Origin of the sequence: Roseburia sp. AM59-24XD (genome assembly GCF_003478445.1) — a bacterium.
Lineage (GTDB): Bacteria > Bacillota > Clostridia > Lachnospirales > Lachnospiraceae > Jutongia.
Genome location: NZ_QUET01000006.1, coordinates 80,058 through 98,323 on the forward strand (window position 1 = coordinate 80,058; position 18,266 = coordinate 98,323).

General features: G+C 46.8%; 23 protein-coding genes and 1 pseudogene. All 24 read right to left on the reverse strand.

Translation table 11 applies throughout. The features are described 5' to 3' along the window. Positions 1-322: 322 nt before the first annotated feature. The 24 genes and pseudogenes from DXA20_RS04095 to DXA20_RS04195 all read right to left on the reverse strand — a co-directional run bounded on the left by DXA20_RS04095 (position 323) and on the right by DXA20_RS04195 (position 18,260). Positions 323-808 carry a site-specific integrase gene (locus tag DXA20_RS04095; protein ID WP_118559405.1) on the reverse strand — a complete coding sequence of 162 codons (486 nt, stop codon included), beginning with the start codon at positions 806-808 and terminating at the stop codon, positions 323-325. A 21-nt stretch (positions 809-829) separates the two neighbouring features. Continuing rightward, a complete protein-coding gene (locus DXA20_RS04100) occupies positions 830-1,615 on the reverse strand; it encodes a tyrosine-type recombinase/integrase (RefSeq protein ID WP_118559406.1) in 786 nt (261 codons plus the stop codon). A gap of 2 nt (positions 1,616-1,617) precedes the next feature. Next, positions 1,618-1,941: a site-specific integrase gene (locus DXA20_RS04105; RefSeq protein ID WP_118559407.1), complete on the reverse strand. Its 324-nt coding sequence runs from the start codon at positions 1,939-1,941 to the stop codon at positions 1,618-1,620. 207 nt (positions 1,942-2,148) lie between these two features. Continuing rightward, positions 2,149-2,643 (reverse strand): stage V sporulation protein AC, encoded by a 495-nt coding sequence (gene spoVAC, locus DXA20_RS04110; RefSeq protein WP_118559408.1) that lies wholly within the window; start codon positions 2,641-2,643, stop codon positions 2,149-2,151. Positions 2,644-2,705: 62 nt separating this feature from the next. Continuing rightward, a complete protein-coding gene (locus tag DXA20_RS04115; protein WP_118559409.1) occupies positions 2,706-3,128 on the reverse strand; it encodes a stage V sporulation protein AB in 423 nt (140 codons plus the stop codon). Next, positions 3,125-3,748, reverse strand: coding sequence for a stage V sporulation protein AA (locus DXA20_RS04120; protein ID WP_022305453.1), 624 nt, complete (start codon positions 3,746-3,748; stop codon positions 3,125-3,127). Before DXA20_RS04120 ends, DXA20_RS04115 begins: the two co-directional genes overlap by 4 nt. Beyond that, entirely contained in the window at positions 3,708-3,887 is a 180-nt protein-coding gene (locus DXA20_RS16100) for a hypothetical protein (RefSeq protein ID WP_022305452.1), read from the reverse strand. The genes DXA20_RS04120 and DXA20_RS16100 overlap by 41 nt, the downstream gene beginning before the upstream one ends. Before the next feature lie 51 nt (positions 3,888-3,938). Continuing rightward, positions 3,939-4,726, reverse strand: a pseudogene (locus DXA20_RS04125) (sigma-70 family RNA polymerase sigma factor). A 30-nt stretch (positions 4,727-4,756) separates the two neighbouring features. Next, complete coding sequence (spoIIAB, locus tag DXA20_RS04130) at positions 4,757-5,182, reverse strand: anti-sigma F factor (RefSeq protein ID WP_022305450.1); 426 nt, start codon at positions 5,180-5,182, stop codon at positions 4,757-4,759. Continuing rightward, positions 5,179-5,556 carry an STAS domain-containing protein gene (locus tag DXA20_RS04135; protein WP_199877048.1) on the reverse strand — a complete coding sequence of 126 codons (378 nt, stop codon included), beginning with the start codon at positions 5,554-5,556 and terminating at the stop codon, positions 5,179-5,181. Before DXA20_RS04135 ends, spoIIAB begins: the two co-directional genes overlap by 4 nt. Positions 5,557-5,817: 261 nt before the next feature. After that, positions 5,818-7,263 (reverse strand): tetratricopeptide repeat protein, encoded by a 1,446-nt coding sequence (locus DXA20_RS04140; protein ID WP_118559411.1) that lies wholly within the window; start codon positions 7,261-7,263, stop codon positions 5,818-5,820. A gap of 10 nt (positions 7,264-7,273) precedes the next feature. After that, positions 7,274-7,426: a hypothetical protein gene (locus DXA20_RS16345; RefSeq protein ID WP_022306774.1), complete on the reverse strand. Its 153-nt coding sequence runs from the start codon at positions 7,424-7,426 to the stop codon at positions 7,274-7,276. A 62-nt stretch (positions 7,427-7,488) separates the two neighbouring features. Continuing rightward, entirely contained in the window at positions 7,489-10,134 is a 2,646-nt protein-coding gene (locus DXA20_RS04145; protein WP_118559412.1) for a valine--tRNA ligase, read from the reverse strand. A 98-nt stretch (positions 10,135-10,232) separates the two neighbouring features. Beyond that, on the reverse strand, positions 10,233-11,237 hold the full coding sequence (locus DXA20_RS04150; protein WP_118559413.1) for a hypothetical protein: 1,005 nt from the start codon (positions 11,235-11,237) through the stop codon (positions 10,233-10,235). Between the two features lie 11 nt (positions 11,238-11,248). Further along, complete coding sequence (locus DXA20_RS04155; RefSeq protein ID WP_118559414.1) at positions 11,249-11,653, reverse strand: hypothetical protein; 405 nt, start codon at positions 11,651-11,653, stop codon at positions 11,249-11,251. Between the two features lie 115 nt (positions 11,654-11,768). After that, positions 11,769-13,208 carry an alginate O-acetyltransferase AlgX-related protein gene (locus DXA20_RS04160; RefSeq protein ID WP_118559415.1) on the reverse strand — a complete coding sequence of 480 codons (1,440 nt, stop codon included), beginning with the start codon at positions 13,206-13,208 and terminating at the stop codon, positions 11,769-11,771. Positions 13,209-13,294: 86 nt separating this feature from the next. Then, positions 13,295-14,047: an MBOAT family O-acyltransferase gene (locus DXA20_RS16650; protein WP_243100526.1), complete on the reverse strand. Its 753-nt coding sequence runs from the start codon at positions 14,045-14,047 to the stop codon at positions 13,295-13,297. 17 nt (positions 14,048-14,064) lie between these two features. Next, positions 14,065-14,712 carry an MBOAT family O-acyltransferase gene (locus DXA20_RS16655; protein ID WP_243100527.1) on the reverse strand — a complete coding sequence of 216 codons (648 nt, stop codon included), beginning with the start codon at positions 14,710-14,712 and terminating at the stop codon, positions 14,065-14,067. 70 nt (positions 14,713-14,782) lie between these two features. Then, positions 14,783-15,139, reverse strand: coding sequence for a 50S ribosomal protein L20 (gene rplT / locus DXA20_RS04170; RefSeq protein WP_022306780.1), 357 nt, complete (start codon positions 15,137-15,139; stop codon positions 14,783-14,785). A gap of 18 nt (positions 15,140-15,157) precedes the next feature. Continuing rightward, positions 15,158-15,358, reverse strand: coding sequence for a 50S ribosomal protein L35 (rpmI, locus tag DXA20_RS04175; protein WP_022225708.1), 201 nt, complete (start codon positions 15,356-15,358; stop codon positions 15,158-15,160). A 104-nt stretch (positions 15,359-15,462) separates the two neighbouring features. Next, positions 15,463-15,972, reverse strand: coding sequence for a translation initiation factor IF-3 (gene infC / locus DXA20_RS04180; RefSeq protein ID WP_118559416.1), 510 nt, complete (start codon positions 15,970-15,972; stop codon positions 15,463-15,465). 219 nt (positions 15,973-16,191) lie between these two features. After that, entirely contained in the window at positions 16,192-17,403 is a 1,212-nt protein-coding gene (locus tag DXA20_RS04185) for a hypothetical protein (protein ID WP_118559417.1), read from the reverse strand. 111 nt (positions 17,404-17,514) lie between these two features. After that, complete coding sequence (locus DXA20_RS04190; protein WP_118559418.1) at positions 17,515-17,829, reverse strand: hypothetical protein; 315 nt, start codon at positions 17,827-17,829, stop codon at positions 17,515-17,517. Next, a complete protein-coding gene (locus tag DXA20_RS04195; RefSeq protein ID WP_118559419.1) occupies positions 17,823-18,260 on the reverse strand; it encodes a hypothetical protein in 438 nt (145 codons plus the stop codon). Before DXA20_RS04195 ends, DXA20_RS04190 begins: the two co-directional genes overlap by 7 nt. Positions 18,261-18,266: the final 6 nt, after the last annotated feature.

The following is an 18,266-nucleotide window of genomic DNA, read 5'->3' on the forward strand; positions in this document are numbered from 1 at the left end:
ACTTATCGTAGACGTGTTCCAAAACAAGTAGGGTTCAGCTTCTGGTCTGACATCCCCGCTTGCTTTATGGGGATACCTGGCCCGGAAGGTATCATATAAGCTCTGCTTGAGAGACTCATTTAAGTTCTTTGTTTATATGTTCATCATATCATCATTGGTCAAGCAAATCAACACCAGCTCGTTAACCGGTGGCGTAAATTTATCTTTGGATTATGTATTGCAGAATATGCCTGTCGTGCTTTGAAGCACTAAATGCGAATAAATAAGTTTATTATACTCTATTTTGCATTATTGACAAGCCTGTTTTTAACTGGAAACGATACTAAGGATATGTAACTGAAAAATGACTTCGTACAAGCTGTCTCTTCAGGTTCTGCGGATATACCTTATCCGTCACCGCAAAAATCTGTATCATCAGTACCTGTCGGTAATTCTTCTGCTCCAACGCCGTACGAAGCAGCGCCTCATATTCCTCCTCTGTCAAACGGTTCTGAATATCTTCGTGGTTGCTCTTTTTGCGGATATTGAGACTCTTGCACTGCAGATCTGTACGACCGGCAAACTTACAATACGACTTAATACTGGCAATGATCGAATTAATACTACATGCCTCATATCCCGCTTCCGGCAATGACTTCAAAAACGCATCCAAAGAATTCTGAGACAGAGTCTGGGTTTGATCCGACAAAAAATGTGCGAGCTTTTTCACGTCTCGCACATACTTTTTCACTGTATTCAATTTTACATTAGAATCCATCAGATACGATTGAAACTGTTTGATATCTGATGAAGTGAGTGAATGTGTCATAATACATATTATGTCGCTTTTTTATAGAATCGTTGGAAAGATCCTGTTTTTCCTGCTTCCGGCAGCATTATCGCTTTGTTCAATCTTCTGATACCACTGCTCCCATTTCTTTTTGTCCGATCCGGAAAGGGTACTCATAAAACACATCATCTCCAGAGGAAATAATATCCGCTGTGAAAGATAGGTGTTGTCTGCCATAACACGGACGTTTTCGGCTGTTGCCAGTATGATCCCGGATTCTGTTGTCCGTACCGGCTCATGCCCTGCCAGCCCCCCATCTTTGTGGTCAACGACCATGTTCATCTGATCGAGCTGCTGCTTATGCTCCTTTCCAGTTGATTTCACGTAGATGCGGGTTGTGTCAATGCTGCTGTGTCCGAGTACATCAGCGAGCTTGACGATATCTCCTGTCTGCTGATAGAACTCCCTTGCAAACAAATGGCGCAGATTATGGGGAAATGCTTTGCCGGAGGGCACTCCGGCTGCCATTGCCGCTGCTTTCATCCGCCGCCATACTTCCCTGCGGTCAACCGGCTGATGGTTGCGGTTCTGAAAGACGGCGCCTTCACAGATATTATGCTTCTGTACATATTCTTTCAGCAGTTCCTGCAGAGCGGACGGTAACAGGATCCGGCGCACCTTTCCCTTGTTATGGACATCGACCATGCCGTTTTGTAAGCATGCTACATTGATGTAGCTGAGTTCACCGACACGGATGCCGGTCCCGGCGATCGTCTGCAGAAGTCTTGCTGTTTTCTCTTCTCCCTGGCGGCTGGCTGTGCTGACCATGCTTTTATATTCTTCCATGGTCAGCTCTTTTCTTCGTTTTCAAATGCGGTTCGCTGTACTTTGATCGTCTTGATGCACAGATCGTTCCATTTCATAACGATGCAGAACCGATTGATCGCTGTGAGAAATGAGTTGATGCTGTTCGCTTTATAACCACCCTGTTCCTCCAATTCTTTTTTGTATGCAATCATCAGGTCTCTGGTGAGACCTCTTCCGTCTGCATATGTCTGCAGTTTCCGCACATCACGTACATATTTGTGGATGGTGTTTGGTGTTTTTTCGGATTTTTTTAATTCTTTTTCAAACCGGGCGATATTCTGCTCTGTTACGATTTTTTCTTTCATCTTTTGTCCTGCTTTCTCCAATAAATGGCATATTTTCTATCATTATATCCAAACATACCCGGAAGCAAAAGAAGGGAACGCCTCCCCCTGCTTTTCTGCCTGAAATAATTCTTCAAAAAATATACTCGTAAGAAAGTAACTTACGAGTATATTTTTTAATCCCTATAAAACAGAGGAAAAATTCCCACAATTGCCTACAATAACCGATCACATAATGCTCCCCAGCCAGTAGATCACCCCGACCACCCAGCTGCAAAATATTCCATACAATATCACCGGTCCCGCGATCGTAAAGATCTTGCAGCCGATACCAAAGACCTGTCCCTCTGCCTGAAACTCGATCGCCGGGGATACAACGGAATTGGCAAAGCCGGTGATCGGCACGATGCTTCCCGCGCCGCCAAACTGTCCCAGCTTCTGATAGATGTTTAGTCCGGTCAGGATAATGCTTAGCAGGATCAGAGACAGTGTGGTATAAAGCCCCGCCAGCTCCTTATCATTGCCGAGATACTGATAAAGACTGTTAAAGCCTTCTCCCACGACACAGATCGCGCCACCCACCAGAAACGCCTTGGCACAGTTTAAGAAACGATTGCTTTTCGGCGTGATATTGCTGACGTAGTCATTATATTTTTGCTTCTGTTTTTCGCTGTCTTTCTCCTGAAGAACCTCCTCAATGGATGGGTCATTATTTGAATTCATATCACTCTCTCCTTTTCTCTGTCCAATTTTACGGACACGTCAATTTTATGGACATATCTGTTTTAATGCTGCATCCGGAAATATAGTTGATAGAAGCAGGCAATCGCCTTGCCAAGTGCAAGCGCCAGGATCACAAGCGGAAGTCCCGCCGCGAGTTTTACTCTCTGTACCAGAACCGGAATGACCTTAAGCGTTTCCGCCAGCGCCATGGCAAGACAGCCCACAAAGATGCCGGAAAATAGTCCGAACACGGCTAATGTCGCACTTCCAAACGGAATGGAAATGTGAAACACCGTCAGTACTGCCCCTGTTACACCTCCCAGAAATATACAGTTTTCCAGAAAATAGACACGGTTCGCTGTATGCAGACGGCTCGCCAGTCTCGGCAGCATTTCCAGAATAGAGATAAATGCGAACACGCCGCCGGCAACACTGATTCCGCCCGCAAATCCGATCGCTCCCAATAAGATCAACTTCCATATCATGAGATTTCTTTGCCCTCCCTGGATGCATTTTTGATGATCGCATTGTTCATTTCCTGCTCATAATTGCGCATTTCCAGATGAAGCGGTGTCGGATCATCCCTCTCATTCCGGGCAGAGAAATGATTGTAAAAGCCGAGGATTCCTATGGCAATCCCCACGCAGTAGGTAATCTCCATGATGCTGCCCTTGGTCTGCTCCGTCCCCATGACCAGCCTGTAGAACAGAGAAAATACATCACCCACGCTGACATCCGTGTTAAATGTCATAATTGTAAAACCTGCGCCGAAAAATATGATCAGACTGACAAAGGCAGCCTTGACAATCTCCAGCCACTTGGCAGGCTTCGGTGTGTCCTTATACTCTACGATAAAATCCGGTTCTCCGATATTGATCACCTGCAGACCCGGGCGCTGTTTCTGCAAAAGCTCAATGACCTTCATCGCCGAAAAGACAAGCTTTTGCTCTTTCTCCTGCGAAAAAGTATAAAGCACCAGCTTGCCGGATTCCTTCTGCAGCGTCTGATCCGCAGTCAGGATCTCGGCAACATCCTCCAGTAGAACTTTTTTGTGTGACACCTGACTATTTTGTTCCAATTTTAAGTAGATAATATCTGACTTCATTGTCGGTTCCCTCCTGCTCCACAAATTTGCCGTTTGCATAGGTTGTCCGTGCATTACGCATAATTGCTATATAGCAGACGGTACTTAAGGTCATGATGCCAATGAGCAACACATAAAACCACATTTTCTTTTTCCGCATTGCATACTCCGCCTTTCTCTTTTGTGTAAAGCATTTCCAAAATCGGAAATTTTATACTAGTTGTTGACGCAATCGAAGCAGAATTTTCTTTTCCAGGCGGCTGACCTGCACCTGACTGATCCCAAGCTCAGCCGCCACCTGCGTCTGAGTCATGTCCTCGTAATAACGCAGACGGATCAGTTTGCGTTCCTTGTCGCTCAGCGTATCAAGAAGCTGTTCCAGCAAAACATGATTGATCACATGCTCTTTTTCTGCATCAACTCCGGAGTCTGTTTCTCCGGTATTGGCTCTTGCAACTGCTGTTCTTGACACATAACCGACACTTGCATTCTCCCCGGCAACCACCTGATCGATCAGGCAGATCTCTTTGCCCTCCGGCTGATAGACCGGACGATAGATAGAGTCCACATCCCTGTTTGCCTCGATTGCCACTGCGATCTCCTCCGGTGCCAGCTCGGTTGCAGCCGCAATCTCATCAACCGTCGCCTGCCGTCCAAGCTCCTGCCCCAGCCGCTGCGCTGCCACTTTGATTTTCCATCCGTTCTCTTTCATGGTACGACTGATCTTTATCATTCCGTCATCCCGCATAAACCGCTTTATCTCCCCCATGATCATGGGCACTGCGTATGTACTGAACCTGACCTCAAAGTCAGATTAAAATGATCAATCGATTTGATCAGCCCGATGCAGCCAATCTGAAACAGATCCTCCGGATCATATCCTCTTCCATTGAAACGTTTCACAATATTCCAGACAAGTCCCACATTTTCTTCCACCATACGATCTCTTGCCTGTCGGTCTCCGGCACGGGCTTTTTTCAATAATTCTATCGCATCCATAGGATCCTCCATACCTCTGAAATCCCCATTTTACAGGGAATTTTCACACGAATTGCCGATACGCTTACTGAGTTTTACCCGCGTGCCTTTTCCCACCTCCGAATACACCTGCAGCTCATCCATGAATGCCTCCATAAAGGCAAAGCCCATCCCTGACCGCTCCCACTCCGGCTTAGTTGTATACAAAGGCTCCATCGCTTTTTCGATATCCGGGATCCCGACTCCGTGATCTGTGATCTCCACAAATACCTCCTGCCCCTTGATCTCACAGGTAATCTCGATCAGTCCCTCCCCGTTGTTGTAACCGTGAAGAATGCTGTTTGTCACCGCTTCCGAAACTGCTGTTTTGACATCCGCCAGCTCCTCTAATGTCGGATCAAGCCTTGTAATATATGCCGCCACAACCGTTCTTGCAAATGCTTCATTCTGCGAATTGCTATCTATGATCAGCTTCATTTGTCCTGTCCTCCTCTTTTATTCAGTCCTGCCACCGCCTGCTCCGGCGTGGCGTACCGCTCGATGATCTTAAACAGCCCGGACAGCCGGAAAATCCGCTCTATTTCATTTCCCACATTAGTCACAGCCGCCTTGCCGCCCCGAAACATCACTCTCTTGTAACGTCCCATGATCAGACCGATTCCGGAACTGTCCATAAAATCGGTCTTTGCAAAATCGAAAATAATATGTCGAATATTGCCGGCATCGATCAGCCGGTCCGACTGCTCCCGCAGCAGATTCACCGTATGGTGGTCAAGATCCTGTGATATGTAAATGATCAGACAATTCTGCTGTATTTCATAATGGATCGATTCTCTTTCTTTCTGGTTCAAAATATCTCCTCCTTCTCTCCAAAAATATAAAGCCCATAAAGAGTCGCTTGCGACTCTTTCGCGCTCGAGCGGTGCTGTTTACAGCTAACTTCTTCTCCGCGAGATGCGCATCCTCGCGGAGCGTTTTTTGCTTTATAGGAAACGAGAAGTTTCCTATAAAGCAAAAAAGACCTGCCAGAGTCATACGTTCTGTATACTCTGACAGGTCTCCCTATCATTTTCTCATGCGATATTCTGTGGTTTCCCACCTTGTCTTATGTGTTACTGACCAATCTCACGCAGTCTGCTCTTTGCCTCCGCAACTCTTGAGGAATCCGGATAATCATTGACCACCTGATCATAATACTGCTTTGCTGTTTCAAAATCGGACTTCTGCTGATAGCTGCGTCCCAGAAAATACATGGCATCGGTATTATCCGCGTTGAATTTGAGGGACTTTTTCAGAAGCTTAATCGCCTTATCATAGTCCTTCTGTCCGGAATAATCACCCTGACCATTATAGCAGTCTCTTCCCTTTTCAAAATAGGAGGTCGATGCTGTATCGTAGGTTTCCTTCTTGATCTTGTTATAGAACTTCTTAGCTCCGTCGCCGGACAGACTGTCGGCATCCACCTTGTCCAGTGCCTTTGCCGCAGACAGCTTATCATCATTCATGTAATACTGCATTGCCTGAATGAGATTATCATAGACCGCCTGAACACCGTCCAGATCAGTCGGACTGCCACTCTGGTAATCGGATAACCGCTTTGTCAGCTCATCCACCTGCTTCTGAAGCTCCGTGTTAGCATTCTTCAAGGTACTGACATCGCTTTCTCCGGATGCCAGATTCTCGCTATAGGTCTTGAATGCCTTATTATCGTTGCTGCTTGATCTCTGCTTCAATGCCGGTGTGATCAGAAACTGCATGATCACAATACCTGCGATCAGACCGAGAAGGACATGCACAAACGGCAGGACAGATGGCTTTTCTTCCTTGTACAGCGTGATCGGCTTATACGCATTGTCATCCACTCGCGGAAGTGTTTTGCGTGCCGGCTGCTCACTTGTCTTTTCTGCCTTCGGCGCTGCAAGCTCCCCTTTGACATGGACGTCTGACAGCTCCTTCAGATAAGCGAGTGTCGTTGTATTGGTCACATCGACACCGCTGATGGATTTCAACAGCTTGTAAGCACGTACGCGGTTCTCCTTCTTGCCGGTCTTCATATAAAGAAGTGCCAGCAGCTGATGCGCACGTATAAACTTCGGATTGGTGCTGACTACCTTTTTGAGCTGGATGATCGCCATATCCTCATCGCCGTTCTGCGCAGACATTAACGCAGAGTTGTACTTTTTGACCATCTGACTGTATGTCTCCAGACGGTTTGGATTGGACTGAACCAGCTGAATGTAGTGGTCTGCCTCGTTATGCTCCTCCTGAAAATGCTTGCTGATCACCCACTCACTCAGTGCGGAAACGATCTCGCCCTCTTCAAAATAAATGAGTCCCAGCAGGTTTCTTGCGTTGGTATTTAATTTGTTAAATTTTAAGCTTTTGTGCAAAGATGCGATCGCTCCGGACAGATCTCTGACCTTTGCCTGTTCCAGACCGCGGTTATAGCAAATATTGGACGCACTGAGAACTCTGCGGTAATTGCGCAGCTCCTGTCCACAATTGTCACAACGATCTTTCTTGAAAGACACCTCTGCATTACATCTTGGACATCTCATGTTTCTTCCCCTATTCTGCTTTCTTTGAGCCTGTATTCACATCTGCCAGAATACTCTGGAGCAGATCCATCACATCGGTTGTACTGTTTCCATAAATGGCATCCTCCGCCTGCTCAATATCAAGACTAGGCTGAAATTTTTCTAATTCTGCCTCGAAATCCATCTTACACTACCTCCATTTATTCATCAAATCATTTTTGCCGCAATAATCGACATTCGTCGGAATTATTTGTCCAATGCCTTTAATTCTTCTTCCACCTTTGCCATCATGCTGGTGTATTTCTCTAATTTCGCTTTCTCCTCAGCGACCTTTGCCTCCGGTGCCTTGCTCATAAACTTCTCGTTGTTCAGCATTCCGTTGACACGCTTTAACTCGCCCTCCAGACGCTTCTTCTCCTTGGTCAGACGTTCCTTTTCCTTCTCGAAATCAACCAGATCAGCCAGTGGCATATAAATGGTTGCCTTCGGAATAACAACAGAAACAGCATTGTCTTCTACGCCTGTCTTATCCATCTGTACAAACAGCTCAGATGCATAGATCATATGCTCATAAGCATCTCGACTTCCCTCGAGTACCTTACAGGTCTCCTCATCATCTGCCACGATATATACCTGCGCCTTGCGGGCATTGGCAACGTTCATCTCGGTACGGATGTTACGGATACCGCGGATCACGTTCTTGATGTGCTCTGCCATTGTCTCTGCTGCAGGATTGTTCCACTCCTCCTTATACTCCGGCCATGAAGAGATCATGATAGACTCCTCCTCTGACTGGATCGTGCAGAAGATCTCCTCTGTGATAAACGGCATGTACGGATGAAGCAGCTTCAGAGAATCGATCAGCACGGTACGGAGTGTCCAGAATGCTGCATTTGCAGATGCCGGATCCTTTTCCTGCGCAAAAAGTCTTGGTTTAACGATCTCAATATACCAGTCACAGAACTCGGTCCAGATAAAGTCGTTGATCTTCTGAACCGCAACACCGAGTTCGTATTTCTCCATGTTCTCGGTAACTTCCTTCGCCAGAGTATTTACCTTGGAAAGGATCCACTTATCTGCCTCCTTGAGTTCCTCATAAGCAGGCTCTGTGATCGTATTATCACCCAGATGCATCATAATGAAACGGGATGCATTCCATACCTTATTGGCAAAGTTACGGCTTGCCTCAACACGCTCCCAGTAGAAACGCATGTCGTTACCCGGCGCATTACCTGTAACAAGGGTGAAACGAAGTGCGTCTGCACCGTATTTATCAATAACCTCCAGCGGGTCAATACCATTGCCGAGGGACTTACTCATCTTACGTCCTTGTGAATCACGAACGAGTCCGTGAATCAGAACCGTATCAAACGGAACCTTTCCGGTATGCTCAAGTCCTGAGAACATCATACGGATAACCCAGAAGAAGATAATGTCATATCCGGTAACAAGTGTACTTGTCGGATAGAAATAATCCATCTCCTCGGTGTTGTCCGGCCAGCCAAGTGTGCTGAACGGCCAGAGGGCGGATGAAAACCAGGTATCAAGTGTATCCGGATCCTGACGCATCGGCTTGCCACACTTCGGACAATTGCAGCTGCTTTCCTTGGTAACAACCATCTCGCCACAGTCATCACAGTAAAATGCCGGAATCTGATGTCCCCACCAGAGCTGACGGGAAATACACCAGTCACGGATGTTCTCAAGCCAGTGATAATATGTCTTATCGAAATGAGGCGGTACAAACTTGGTATCACCGTTCTTCACTGCATCGATCGCAGGCTTTGCCAGATCCTCCATCTTCACAAACCACTGAAGAGAAACTCTTGGCTCAACCGTTGTATGACAACGATAGCAGGTACCTACATTATGCTCATGATCCTCGATCTTAAGGAGTGCTCCCTCTGCCTCCAGATCCTTCACGATTGCCTTACGCGCCTCGTAACGATCCATGCCTGCATACTTTGGATAATCGTCCACAATCTTCGCATCGTCTGTCAGGACATTGATGACCTCCAGGTTGTGACGCTTTCCAACCTCGAAATCGTTCGGGTCATGTGCCGGAGTAATCTTTACAACACCGGTACCGAACTCCATATCTACATAATCATCCGCGATGATCGGGATCTGACGGTGTACGATCGGCAGATCAAGCATCTTACCAACCATATCCTTGTAACGCTCATCGTTCGGATTAACAGCAACTGCCGTATCACCGAGCAGTGTCTCCGGACGTGTCGTTGCAAGATCAATATATCCGGTGCCGTCTGTGGTCTTATAACGCAGATGCCAGAAGCTTCCTGCCTGATCCTCATACTCTACCTCAGCATCGGAAAGGGATGTCAGACAATGCGGACACCAGTTGATGATACGCTTTCCACGATAGATCAGACCCTTATTGTAAAGATTAACGAAAACCTCCTTGACTGCCTTAGAGCATCCCTCATCCATGGTGAAACGCTCTCGATCCCAGTCGCAGGAAGAACCGATTTTCTTAAGCTGTTCTACAATACGTCCGCCGTACTGTTTCTTCCAGTCCCATACATGCTCCAGGAACTTCTCTCTTCCGATATCATCCTTGGAAATACCCTGCTCACGAAGCTTCTCTACTACCTTTGCCTCTGTAGCGATGGATGCATGGTCTGTTCCGGGCACCCAGAGTGCCTCATAGCCCTGCATTCTCTTAAAACGGATCAGAATATCCTGAAGTGTGTTATCCAGTGCATGTCCCATGTGGAGCTGTCCTGTGATATTTGGCGGCGGCATAACGATCGTAAATGGTTTCTTGCTGCGATCTACCTCCGCATGAAAATATTTTTTCTCCTGCCATTTGTCATAAGTTCTTTTCTCAATGTCCGCAGGATTGTAGTTTTTCTCCAGTTCTTTTGCCATTATCTTACATCCTTTCTTCTCATTATCTATAAAATTATATGCTTTATCATCACTTGGCAGAGCTTCAAAGCCCCTTAATATGAGCTCGTCAGAGCTCCTTAGATCTTACGTTTGTCCACCGGGTTAAGTCCAAAGCTTTCATACGTACAGTCATAATACTTCCAAAAATCTTTCGCCTTGGAAAACAGATTATCGTATACCCTGCCGTTTAATTCAACCCACGCATGACTGGTGTCGTGGCAGACATATACGTTCCGGTAACCGATCTCATGAAACAGAAATGCCAGTGCCGATGATTCGGACACGCAGCAGCCTGCATGATGCTTGAAAATATCATTGGCAAAGGTGGATTCCCAGCCCTTTTTCTTGTAGATCGGCTCCAGAAAACGATATCGTCGGTAATCACATTTCATGATGTACCGATAACATTTCATTTTCTTTTGCTCCATCGTATCCGACGGCTTTGTGATCTTTGCTGCGACCCTTGCCGCCGTACGCATCGTGTCGATCTTTCGTACATTCAGCCTGCTTTTGACCGCATGATCCTTCCGGATGCGGATACCGTCCACCTTTCCCTGATGTACCATCACACCACTTGCACGGTCAAGATAATAATACTGACCGGCTAATTTCAGCCAGCCCTTATGCATATCTCCGCTTTTATCGAAATAATATGTCTTCTTCCGTATGGTAATAAAAGAATGCTTCAGCTTCTTTCCACCGCAAAAAACATAATTCGTCGTATATTTTCTGTGCACAAGCCTGCCCGGCACCGGTGTTACTGTCGGTTTGACCGTCGGCGATGGCTTTACTGTGGGCGGCTTGCTCTCTGCCGGCTTCGCCGTGGATGCCGCTGCAGGACTTTCCGACAAAGCTGCATCCGCCGGCTCCGGCGAATTCACAGACTTTACTGTCTCCGGAGTGTTCTCCGGGCTGTCGACTCGAAAAACACCTCTGGAATCATCATAAAAGGAAATGCCTGCATGGACATTTGCCTCATGTTCCTTTACGGCTGCCTCACCGGTCCGCACTGCACCTCCGGTCAAAAGCAGGACTGCCGTCAATGTCAGGACGGTTCCCGTCCAAAATCTGTTCTTATTCATGCTTCTTCCGCCTATTCTACACTATCTACGATCCATGTCTTTCTGTTCTCGGTGTGACAGTAGACGACGAAACCGTCATATTTGGCAATACCATCATATTCATTCTCATAATAGCAGCTTGCTGCTTTGGAAAGCTTCTTGTACTTTCCGATGGCCTTCACAAGACTGGTCAGCTTCTTTCCAATATATTTCTTCGCCTTTTTCTTCTGCTGCCGGATCTTCTTCCGGGATTTCTTTGTCTTCTTCCCGGAAGTCGTTGTCTTCTGCGTCTGTGTCGTCGTTGTTGAACGGCTGGCAGCACTGACATATACTGTTTCCATTCCTGCCTGACCGGCAATATCCGATGTCGGCGCCGTCATGCTGACTGCCAGAATACATGCCAACAGACTTGTAAGTGCTCGTTTATTTTTTTTCATACTAATCCTACATCCTTTCTCAGTCCTCAGATTTCGGACCGCTGGCACAATATCTGCAAAGCACATGATCTCATACGATTGCCTCTTTTACAGATCAATGCCTACAGTATCATGCTCATTTTATCACATATTCCCCCAGAAATCCAGTTGTGTAGTAGTTTCTGTCTTTTTTTGTGATAATTTCCAGCCGATAGTCATCTGACGGCATGGAGGAGATATCAATATACGCACCGTAGCTGTAGGAACGGTCTGCTTTTTCGTCCATCGGATCATAGACTGACGGAAACGCCTCAAACATCAGAAGGTTCTTTTCCCCATAGAAGCTGATATAAACCGGCGAATCGTCATCCGTAAAACGGGGATCCGTCTGACCGCTGACCCGGAGCACCCCGTCCTGCTTCTCCGTTTCCATTGTGGCAGTCGTTCCTTTGATCTCTTCCACATCCTTATCAAAGGAAACGCCCGGTGCCATCATATACGGCACTCCCTCCAGTAATGTCGGGATCTGCCGCTGCGCCAGCTCGATCACCACATCATCCGCCTTACTCTGTGACAACAGGCTCAGATCATACGGCACCTCCTTGGTGAAAAATCCCTTCTTATACTCCTGTGCCACAAACGGGACAAGCGCATTGCCAAAGGAATCCCGGTACATTAAAATGTTCCGGTGCTTTGTTTTCTTTCCTCCGGCAGATGAGTCCACAGATTTATTCTCCGTTCTGATCTCCATCTGCTCCGTGGACACCACCTTATTGGTATAGCGGTAATCCTGCTTTTTCGAATAGATCACGTTCCAGTCCTTTTTGCTGCTCTTCGGAAACAACATCCCCTGAAGATCTCCGTCAAAACTTTTCTTTCTGGTATACGCCTCCTTCTCATAGGAGGTATGCTTCTTTCCAAGGGCATCCAGAATATTCTCACAGGCAATGGAGGCTCCGAGATTATTCCAATGTGTGTCCAATTTATGGTACACCTGCTCCTTCTGCTCAGAAAGGACTTCGCGCAGATCGACATAATGAACCCCCTGCTCCTTCATTGAAGTGATCAGAGCATTCAAATTACCCTGTCCGTTTAATGGGACATACCGGTCCGGCATATATTCTCCGTAAAGCGTGTTCTTATTCGGTGCTGCCACAAATACAAAATCAGCATCACAGACCTCAACGCCCTGTTCAATCAACTTCAGGACTCTGGCACAATTGTGGATCTGCCGTTTATTCAGACAGTTCCGTTTCATATAATCGTCTAATGTCTCCTCAAAAAACAGCCATCCATCCTTGCCGACGATCACCTTTTCATTTGCCGAGCTTTGAAACAGATCCGCCTTCACCCCGGCATCTGCCGTGATAAGTTCCTGCCGGAACGCAAAATGATCCGCCATATAATCGGTCAGCTCCTGAAAAAACTGCAGATTCACCTTTCCGTCCGTCACCGGCTGTGGCAGTGCTTCGTCATGCTTCTTCTCTATGCTCAGATCCGCCTTGTAGAAGCGCATTCCCACAAATGGAACAAGAAGCAGTCCCATAAATATGATGATAAAAAGTTTCTTCTTCATCAAGCCATCCTTTCCTCTGCTCAAAACAAAAAGTGCAGCGAAACAATGTATCCGGCTCTTCGCTTTCTGCAGATCAGCTTCTCTTTTTAGAACCGGAAATAAATAAATGGGTTGTAAGCCGCTCCGGCAAGACTGCAGACGCACAAAAACAAAAGCACCAGTACACCGAGATACTTAAGTACCTCCCATACCGCCGCATATCTGTCCCGCAAGCTTCCGGTACATTTCAAAAGCTTTGCCGTCACCGGATAGGAAAACAGGATTCCGCCGGCGATCAGCACCACCGTATATCCATCAAGCTGCTCCATCAGAAAGCTGCGGGACACCAGATCAAACCGCAAGCCGGTAAACATCGTCCGGATCATCCTCCAGCCATACGCCGCCGTGTCTGCCCGAAACATAACAAATGCCGTGATCGCAATGATCCATGTGTACAGATTCCCGATCCACTTAAACCGGCACTTGCGGATCGGCAGAACCGTATCCTCCAGTACGTTCATAATACCGTGGATCATTCCCCAGATCACAAAGGTCCAATTGGCACCATGCCATATTCCTGTCAGAAGAAAAACAAGCAGCTTGTTGCATTCTGTGCGAAGCTTTCCCTTTCGGTTGCCCCCGAGCGGAATATATACATATTCCTTAAACCAGGAAGACAGGGAGATATGCCAGCGACGCCAGAATTCATGAATGCTGTCCGCACTGTACGGATGCTTAAAATTCTCCTGAAAATGAAATCCAAACATGGATGCCATACCGATTGCCATATCGGAATATCCACTGAAATCATAAAATATCTGAAGCGCATAACACACAGCACCCAGCCAGGCAACCGCCATCCCGTACTGTCCGATATTCAGGCAAATACATGATCTGCCACCTTTCCCAGTCCATTTGCAAAGATCAGCTTCTTAAATAAACCTTTTACAAAACGGCAGATGCCATCTGCAATCTCTGTCTCGTTCAGACAACGGTGATCGATCTGCTCCTCGATCTCATTCCACCGGACGATCGGACCGGCGATCAACTGCGGGAAGAATGAAATGTAGAGAAGCACCTTCATGAAGTCCTTCTGACACATGTCCCGATTTCGGTACACATCGATCACATAGGACATTGCCTGAAATGTAAAAAAGGAAATCCCAACCGGCAGCCTGATCGCCGGAACCGGAAGTGCAATTCCAAACAAAGCATTAACATTCGTAACCGCAAAGCCCGCATATTTGAATACACCGAGAACAGCCAGATCACAGATTACTGCAAGTACAAGGAGCAGTCTTTTCATCCTCTTACCGCGAACCGCCGCAATGCCTCTGCCAAAGCCATAATTGACGCCTGCCGATGCGATCATCAGAAATACATACACCGGCTCGCCAAATGCATAAAAGATCAGACTTGCCAATGTCAGAAATGCGTTCTGCGCCCACCGCTGCCGGATCAGTAAACTGCCGATAAATGTCAATGGTAGAAACGCAAATAAAAATATCGCCGAACTAAATACCATCTTTTGTCCTTTCCGATACCAGAAGAAAAAGAGCCCCGAAGGACTCTCCTTGATTTATATTCGTATGGAATTATGCAAGTTTGCTCTTAGCAACCTCAACGAGAGAAGCGAATCCCTCCGGATCAGAGATAGCCATCTCAGAAAGCATCTTTCTGTTGATATCAATCTCAGCGAGCTTCAGACCATACATGAACTTGCTGTATGAAAGACCGTTAAGTCTTGCTGCTGCGTTGATACGAGCGATCCAAAGACGTCTAAACTGTCTCTTTCTCTCTTTTCTGCCTGCGAAGGAAGAAGTCAGGGCTCTCATAACAGACTGCTTAGCCACTCTATACTGCTTAGATCTTGCTCCTCTATATCCCTTTGCAAGCTTTAAAACTCTATTGTGTTTCTTCTTTGCATTTAATCCGCCTTTAATACGTGCCATTTGTCTTTCCTCCTTTTATTATTTAGAATATGGTAAAATGCGCTTCATCATCTTAGCGTTTGTTGCATCTACCTCTACAGCTTTTCTCAGGTTTCTCTTTCTTTTTGTTGACTTCTTATTCAGGATGTGGCTCTTGTAAGCTTTCATCTTCATAAGCTTTCCTGTTCCTGTAGTTTTGAAACGCTTTGCAGCTGCGCGCTTTGTTTTCATTTTTGGCATGATAGTTTCCTCCTTATTTGCATAATATTTATAAACCGGCGTATCTGTCTGCGACAAAACACCATCTTGAAAGCCTTGCTCACCGATAAACGGTCAGCCAATCTTTACTGTCTCTTCTCTGATAAGAACATTACCATGGTACGGCCTTCCATCTTGGCCGGCTTGTCAACAACGGAAATGTCCTCAAGCTTCTCATAGAAGCTGTCCAGAATCTGCTTGCTGTAATTGATGTGTGCGAGCTCACGACCACGGAAACGAAGCGATACTTTAACACGGTCGCCCTTACTCAGGAACTTTCTCGCTTGATTTGCCTTTGTGTTCAGGTCATTGACATCGATATTCGGAGACAAACGGATTTCCTTGACTTCCATTGTTCTCTGCTTTTTCTTTGCCTCTTTCTCACGACGTGCCTGCTCATAACGATACTTACCGTAATCCACGATCTTACATACCGGCGGCTTTGCGTTCGGTGCAATCTTTACCAAGTCAAGATCTGCTTCTCTCGCAAGCTTCATGGCATCTCGTGCTGACATGATTCCCAACTGTTCCCCGTCCTCGCCGATCAGACGAATCTCTCTGTCTCTGATCTGCTCATTTACTGCTGTCCTACTAATGATTCTGCACCTCCATAAAAAAAGTGGATAAGCAAAGCTCTATCCACTGATCCTATCACAAACCCCAAACCGGAGACTGATGTCATTATTTAACCCGAGTCACGCTCTGTGCTAAGGTGAGAGTGGATTTCTCTGCTTTGTTGTTATATTCTCCGCTGTACATCGGCTGCATCACAGCACATTTACTGCACAACAAAAATCATGTTATCATATGTTTTTTTATTTGTCAAGCACTTCTTCCACAATTTCCGAACCGTTTTCACTGCTTCCAGCCACTTCACGGATCTGCTTTTCATAATCCTCTTTGACTTCGGTGTTATAACGGATCTGCTCACGCAGCTTCTGCCGTCTCTGATTCAGGTCATGACGGATTTCCACCATCTCGCGGTCATCTAAGATTGCGTAGGTCTGCACCAGCCATACCTCGGTGTCGGAAACCTCATGGCGGTCAAGCTGCTGCTGCAATGCATCATTACTCTTAGAAAGCTGCTCGGTGTTTTCCCGGAATCTCCGCTCGTATTCCTTCGCCTTACAGTATTCCCCCCAGAGTTCTTCAAAATCAGCAGCATTTTTCACACCAAACTTTTCACGGTTATAATCAAGCACACTGACATTGTTGACATACTTGATCTTCGTCCTGTTCAACAGCTCCACTGCCTTGTTATATTTTTTCTCGGACAATGTGATCTCATACCGGTTCTTGTTAGACTCAGTAAAGATCACAACCGCAGATACCGCCGCAAGTGCCAGTGTTCCAATATACGGATAGGTCATATTGCTGTCCAGATTAAAGTACAGCAGTATAAACAGCACGATCAGCGAGCCGATCAGACCGGAAATACCCTTGGCAAGCTTTTTTAAAAAGTCCTGTCTCCCGGCAATCTCTCTCTGATTCTCCTTAATATATGCCTTTTCTGCCTCGAGATGCTTCATATCACTGTCGATCGCCTTCTGGTACATCTCATTCTCATACATTTTCTTGATCTCATCGATCAGCTCGTCCTGATACCGGTCAAACCGCCGCATCTGACGCTCTGTGATCGTGAGTGTCCGGTTCTTATATTGATTTCTCTCCTGCAGCAGACGCTGGATCCGTTTGCAAAGCTCGAGCAGTTTTTCTCTTTCTTCACCTGCAATCCGGTCAATCTTCTGAATGTCCGTCAGGTATTCCGTCACCTGCCCGTATTCTGCGCGGGCAATCTCTGTCTGCCGCTCACATTCCCGGATCGACTCGAGACAGGCCTGTACGAAGCGCTTCTGCTCCGCTTTCCCCTTTGGAACCACACGCTCTGCCGCAAGCTCTTTCTCAGAAAGACGTTTCTCTTCTCCAGTCATCTCTTCTGCCACTTCCTGCGAAAGGTTCTGCTCCTGTGCATTCTCCTCCGCCCGGAGACTATTTTGCTTTTTCTTTTTCCGATGCCAAAATGCCATCTGTGATAACCCCTCTTTCTACCTATGAAAGCATGCTTTTGCGGTACTCGTCTTTCCACTGAAATACCAGCTCAGCTGCCTGCTTCCGATAAGCTTCATCGCCCTGTTCCTTCATCCGCCGTATCCTTCGCACCACACGGCACTCTCTGCTGTCCACACTCTGTCTGAGTGCCTCCTCATACTGTGCCTCCATGAGGTCTGCTGTTCTCTTGTCACCCCAAGCTCCTGAATGCGTTTCTGATATTCTTCAGTCCGCCCCGAAAGCTTGAGGCAGTAAAGACAGGATTCCAGTGCCTTCTGGTCATTGACATATTCGTAGGATTTCTGGAATGCCTGCGCCGCCTGGCGGTATTCTCCCATGCCTGCCGCCGCTGTTCCCAGCCGGTAATACAGATCTGCATACTCCCCGGACTGCGCATTTAACATATCCGGCTTTTCAGGATACGCTCATACTCCTGTCTTGCCCGCTCGAGACTGCCGCTTTTCAAATAGGTGTCCGCCTTGATCTTCTGTCTTCCCCTCATCGGCACATTCTGTGTCTGATCCATAATGACGATCAACTCATTGATCTCACTCTCCGTATAATAATCGCAGCTGCAGCACAGCGTAACAACAATATCCTTGAGATTATTGTGATCCTCCCGCATACGGTCAAGCTTATCGGCGGTCTCCTCCATGCCAAGCTCCCCTCGGATCCAGTCCGCGAACCCCCGGTCAAAGACCTCCTCCTGCATCATATAAATATTATTTCTAATGTAATAGCAGACCTCCTCGATGGAATACACCTTCGTCTTCGTCATCGGAAAACAGTAGGGATTCTTCGCAATGACACTGCTGCATAATATTAACTTTCCCATGAAATT

Coding starts and splice junctions, on each gene's coding strand:
- DXA20_RS04095 (WP_118559405.1), bottom strand. CDS start 808: ATGACACATTCACTCACTTCATCAGATATCAAACAGTTTCAATCGTAT.
- DXA20_RS04115 (WP_118559409.1), bottom strand. CDS start 3,128: ATGATATGGAAGTTGATCTTATTGGGAGCGATCGGATTTGCGGGCGGA.
- DXA20_RS04120 (WP_022305453.1), bottom strand. CDS start 3,748: ATGAAGTCAGATATTATCTACTTAAAATTGGAACAAAATAGTCAGGTG.
- DXA20_RS04190 (WP_118559418.1), bottom strand. CDS start 17,829: ATGTTAAATGCGCAGTCCGGGGAGTATGCAGATCTGTATTACCGGCTG.
- DXA20_RS16100 (WP_022305452.1), bottom strand. CDS start 3,887: ATGCGGAAAAAGAAAATGTGGTTTTATGTGTTGCTCATTGGCATCATG.
- spoVAC (WP_118559408.1), bottom strand. CDS start 2,643: ATGAATTCAAATAATGACCCATCCATTGAGGAGGTTCTTCAGGAGAAA.
- DXA20_RS04100 (WP_118559406.1), bottom strand. CDS start 1,615: ATGGAAGAATATAAAAGCATGGTCAGCACAGCCAGCCGCCAGGGAGAA.
- DXA20_RS16650 (WP_243100526.1), bottom strand. CDS start 14,047: ATGGCGGTTGCCTGGCTGGGTGCTGTGTGTTATGCGCTTCAGATATTT.
- rpmI (WP_022225708.1), bottom strand. CDS start 15,358: ATGCCAAAAATGAAAACAAAGCGCGCAGCTGCAAAGCGTTTCAAAACT.
- DXA20_RS04150 (WP_118559413.1), bottom strand. CDS start 11,237: ATGAATAAGAACAGATTTTGGACGGGAACCGTCCTGACATTGACGGCA.
- DXA20_RS16345 (WP_022306774.1), bottom strand. CDS start 7,426: ATGGATTTCGAGGCAGAATTAGAAAAATTTCAGCCTAGTCTTGATATT.
- DXA20_RS16655 (WP_243100527.1), bottom strand. CDS start 14,712: ATGGTATTTAGTTCGGCGATATTTTTATTTGCGTTTCTACCATTGACA.
- DXA20_RS04105 (WP_118559407.1), bottom strand. CDS start 1,941: ATGAAAGAAAAAATCGTAACAGAGCAGAATATCGCCCGGTTTGAAAAA.
- DXA20_RS04155 (WP_118559414.1), bottom strand. CDS start 11,653: ATGAAAAAAAATAAACGAGCACTTACAAGTCTGTTGGCATGTATTCTG.
- rplT (WP_022306780.1), bottom strand. CDS start 15,139: ATGGCACGTATTAAAGGCGGATTAAATGCAAAGAAGAAACACAATAGA.
- DXA20_RS04195 (WP_118559419.1), bottom strand. CDS start 18,260: ATGGGAAAGTTAATATTATGCAGCAGTGTCATTGCGAAGAATCCCTAC.
- DXA20_RS04185 (WP_118559417.1), bottom strand. CDS start 17,403: ATGGCATTTTGGCATCGGAAAAAGAAAAAGCAAAATAGTCTCCGGGCG.
- DXA20_RS04145 (WP_118559412.1), bottom strand. CDS start 10,134: ATGGCAAAAGAACTGGAGAAAAACTACAATCCTGCGGACATTGAGAAA.
- DXA20_RS04160 (WP_118559415.1), bottom strand. CDS start 13,208: ATGAAGAAGAAACTTTTTATCATCATATTTATGGGACTGCTTCTTGTT.
- spoIIAB (WP_022305450.1), bottom strand. CDS start 5,182: ATGAAGCTGATCATAGATAGCAATTCGCAGAATGAAGCATTTGCAAGA.
- DXA20_RS04140 (WP_118559411.1), bottom strand. CDS start 7,263: ATGAGATGTCCAAGATGTAATGCAGAGGTGTCTTTCAAGAAAGATCGT.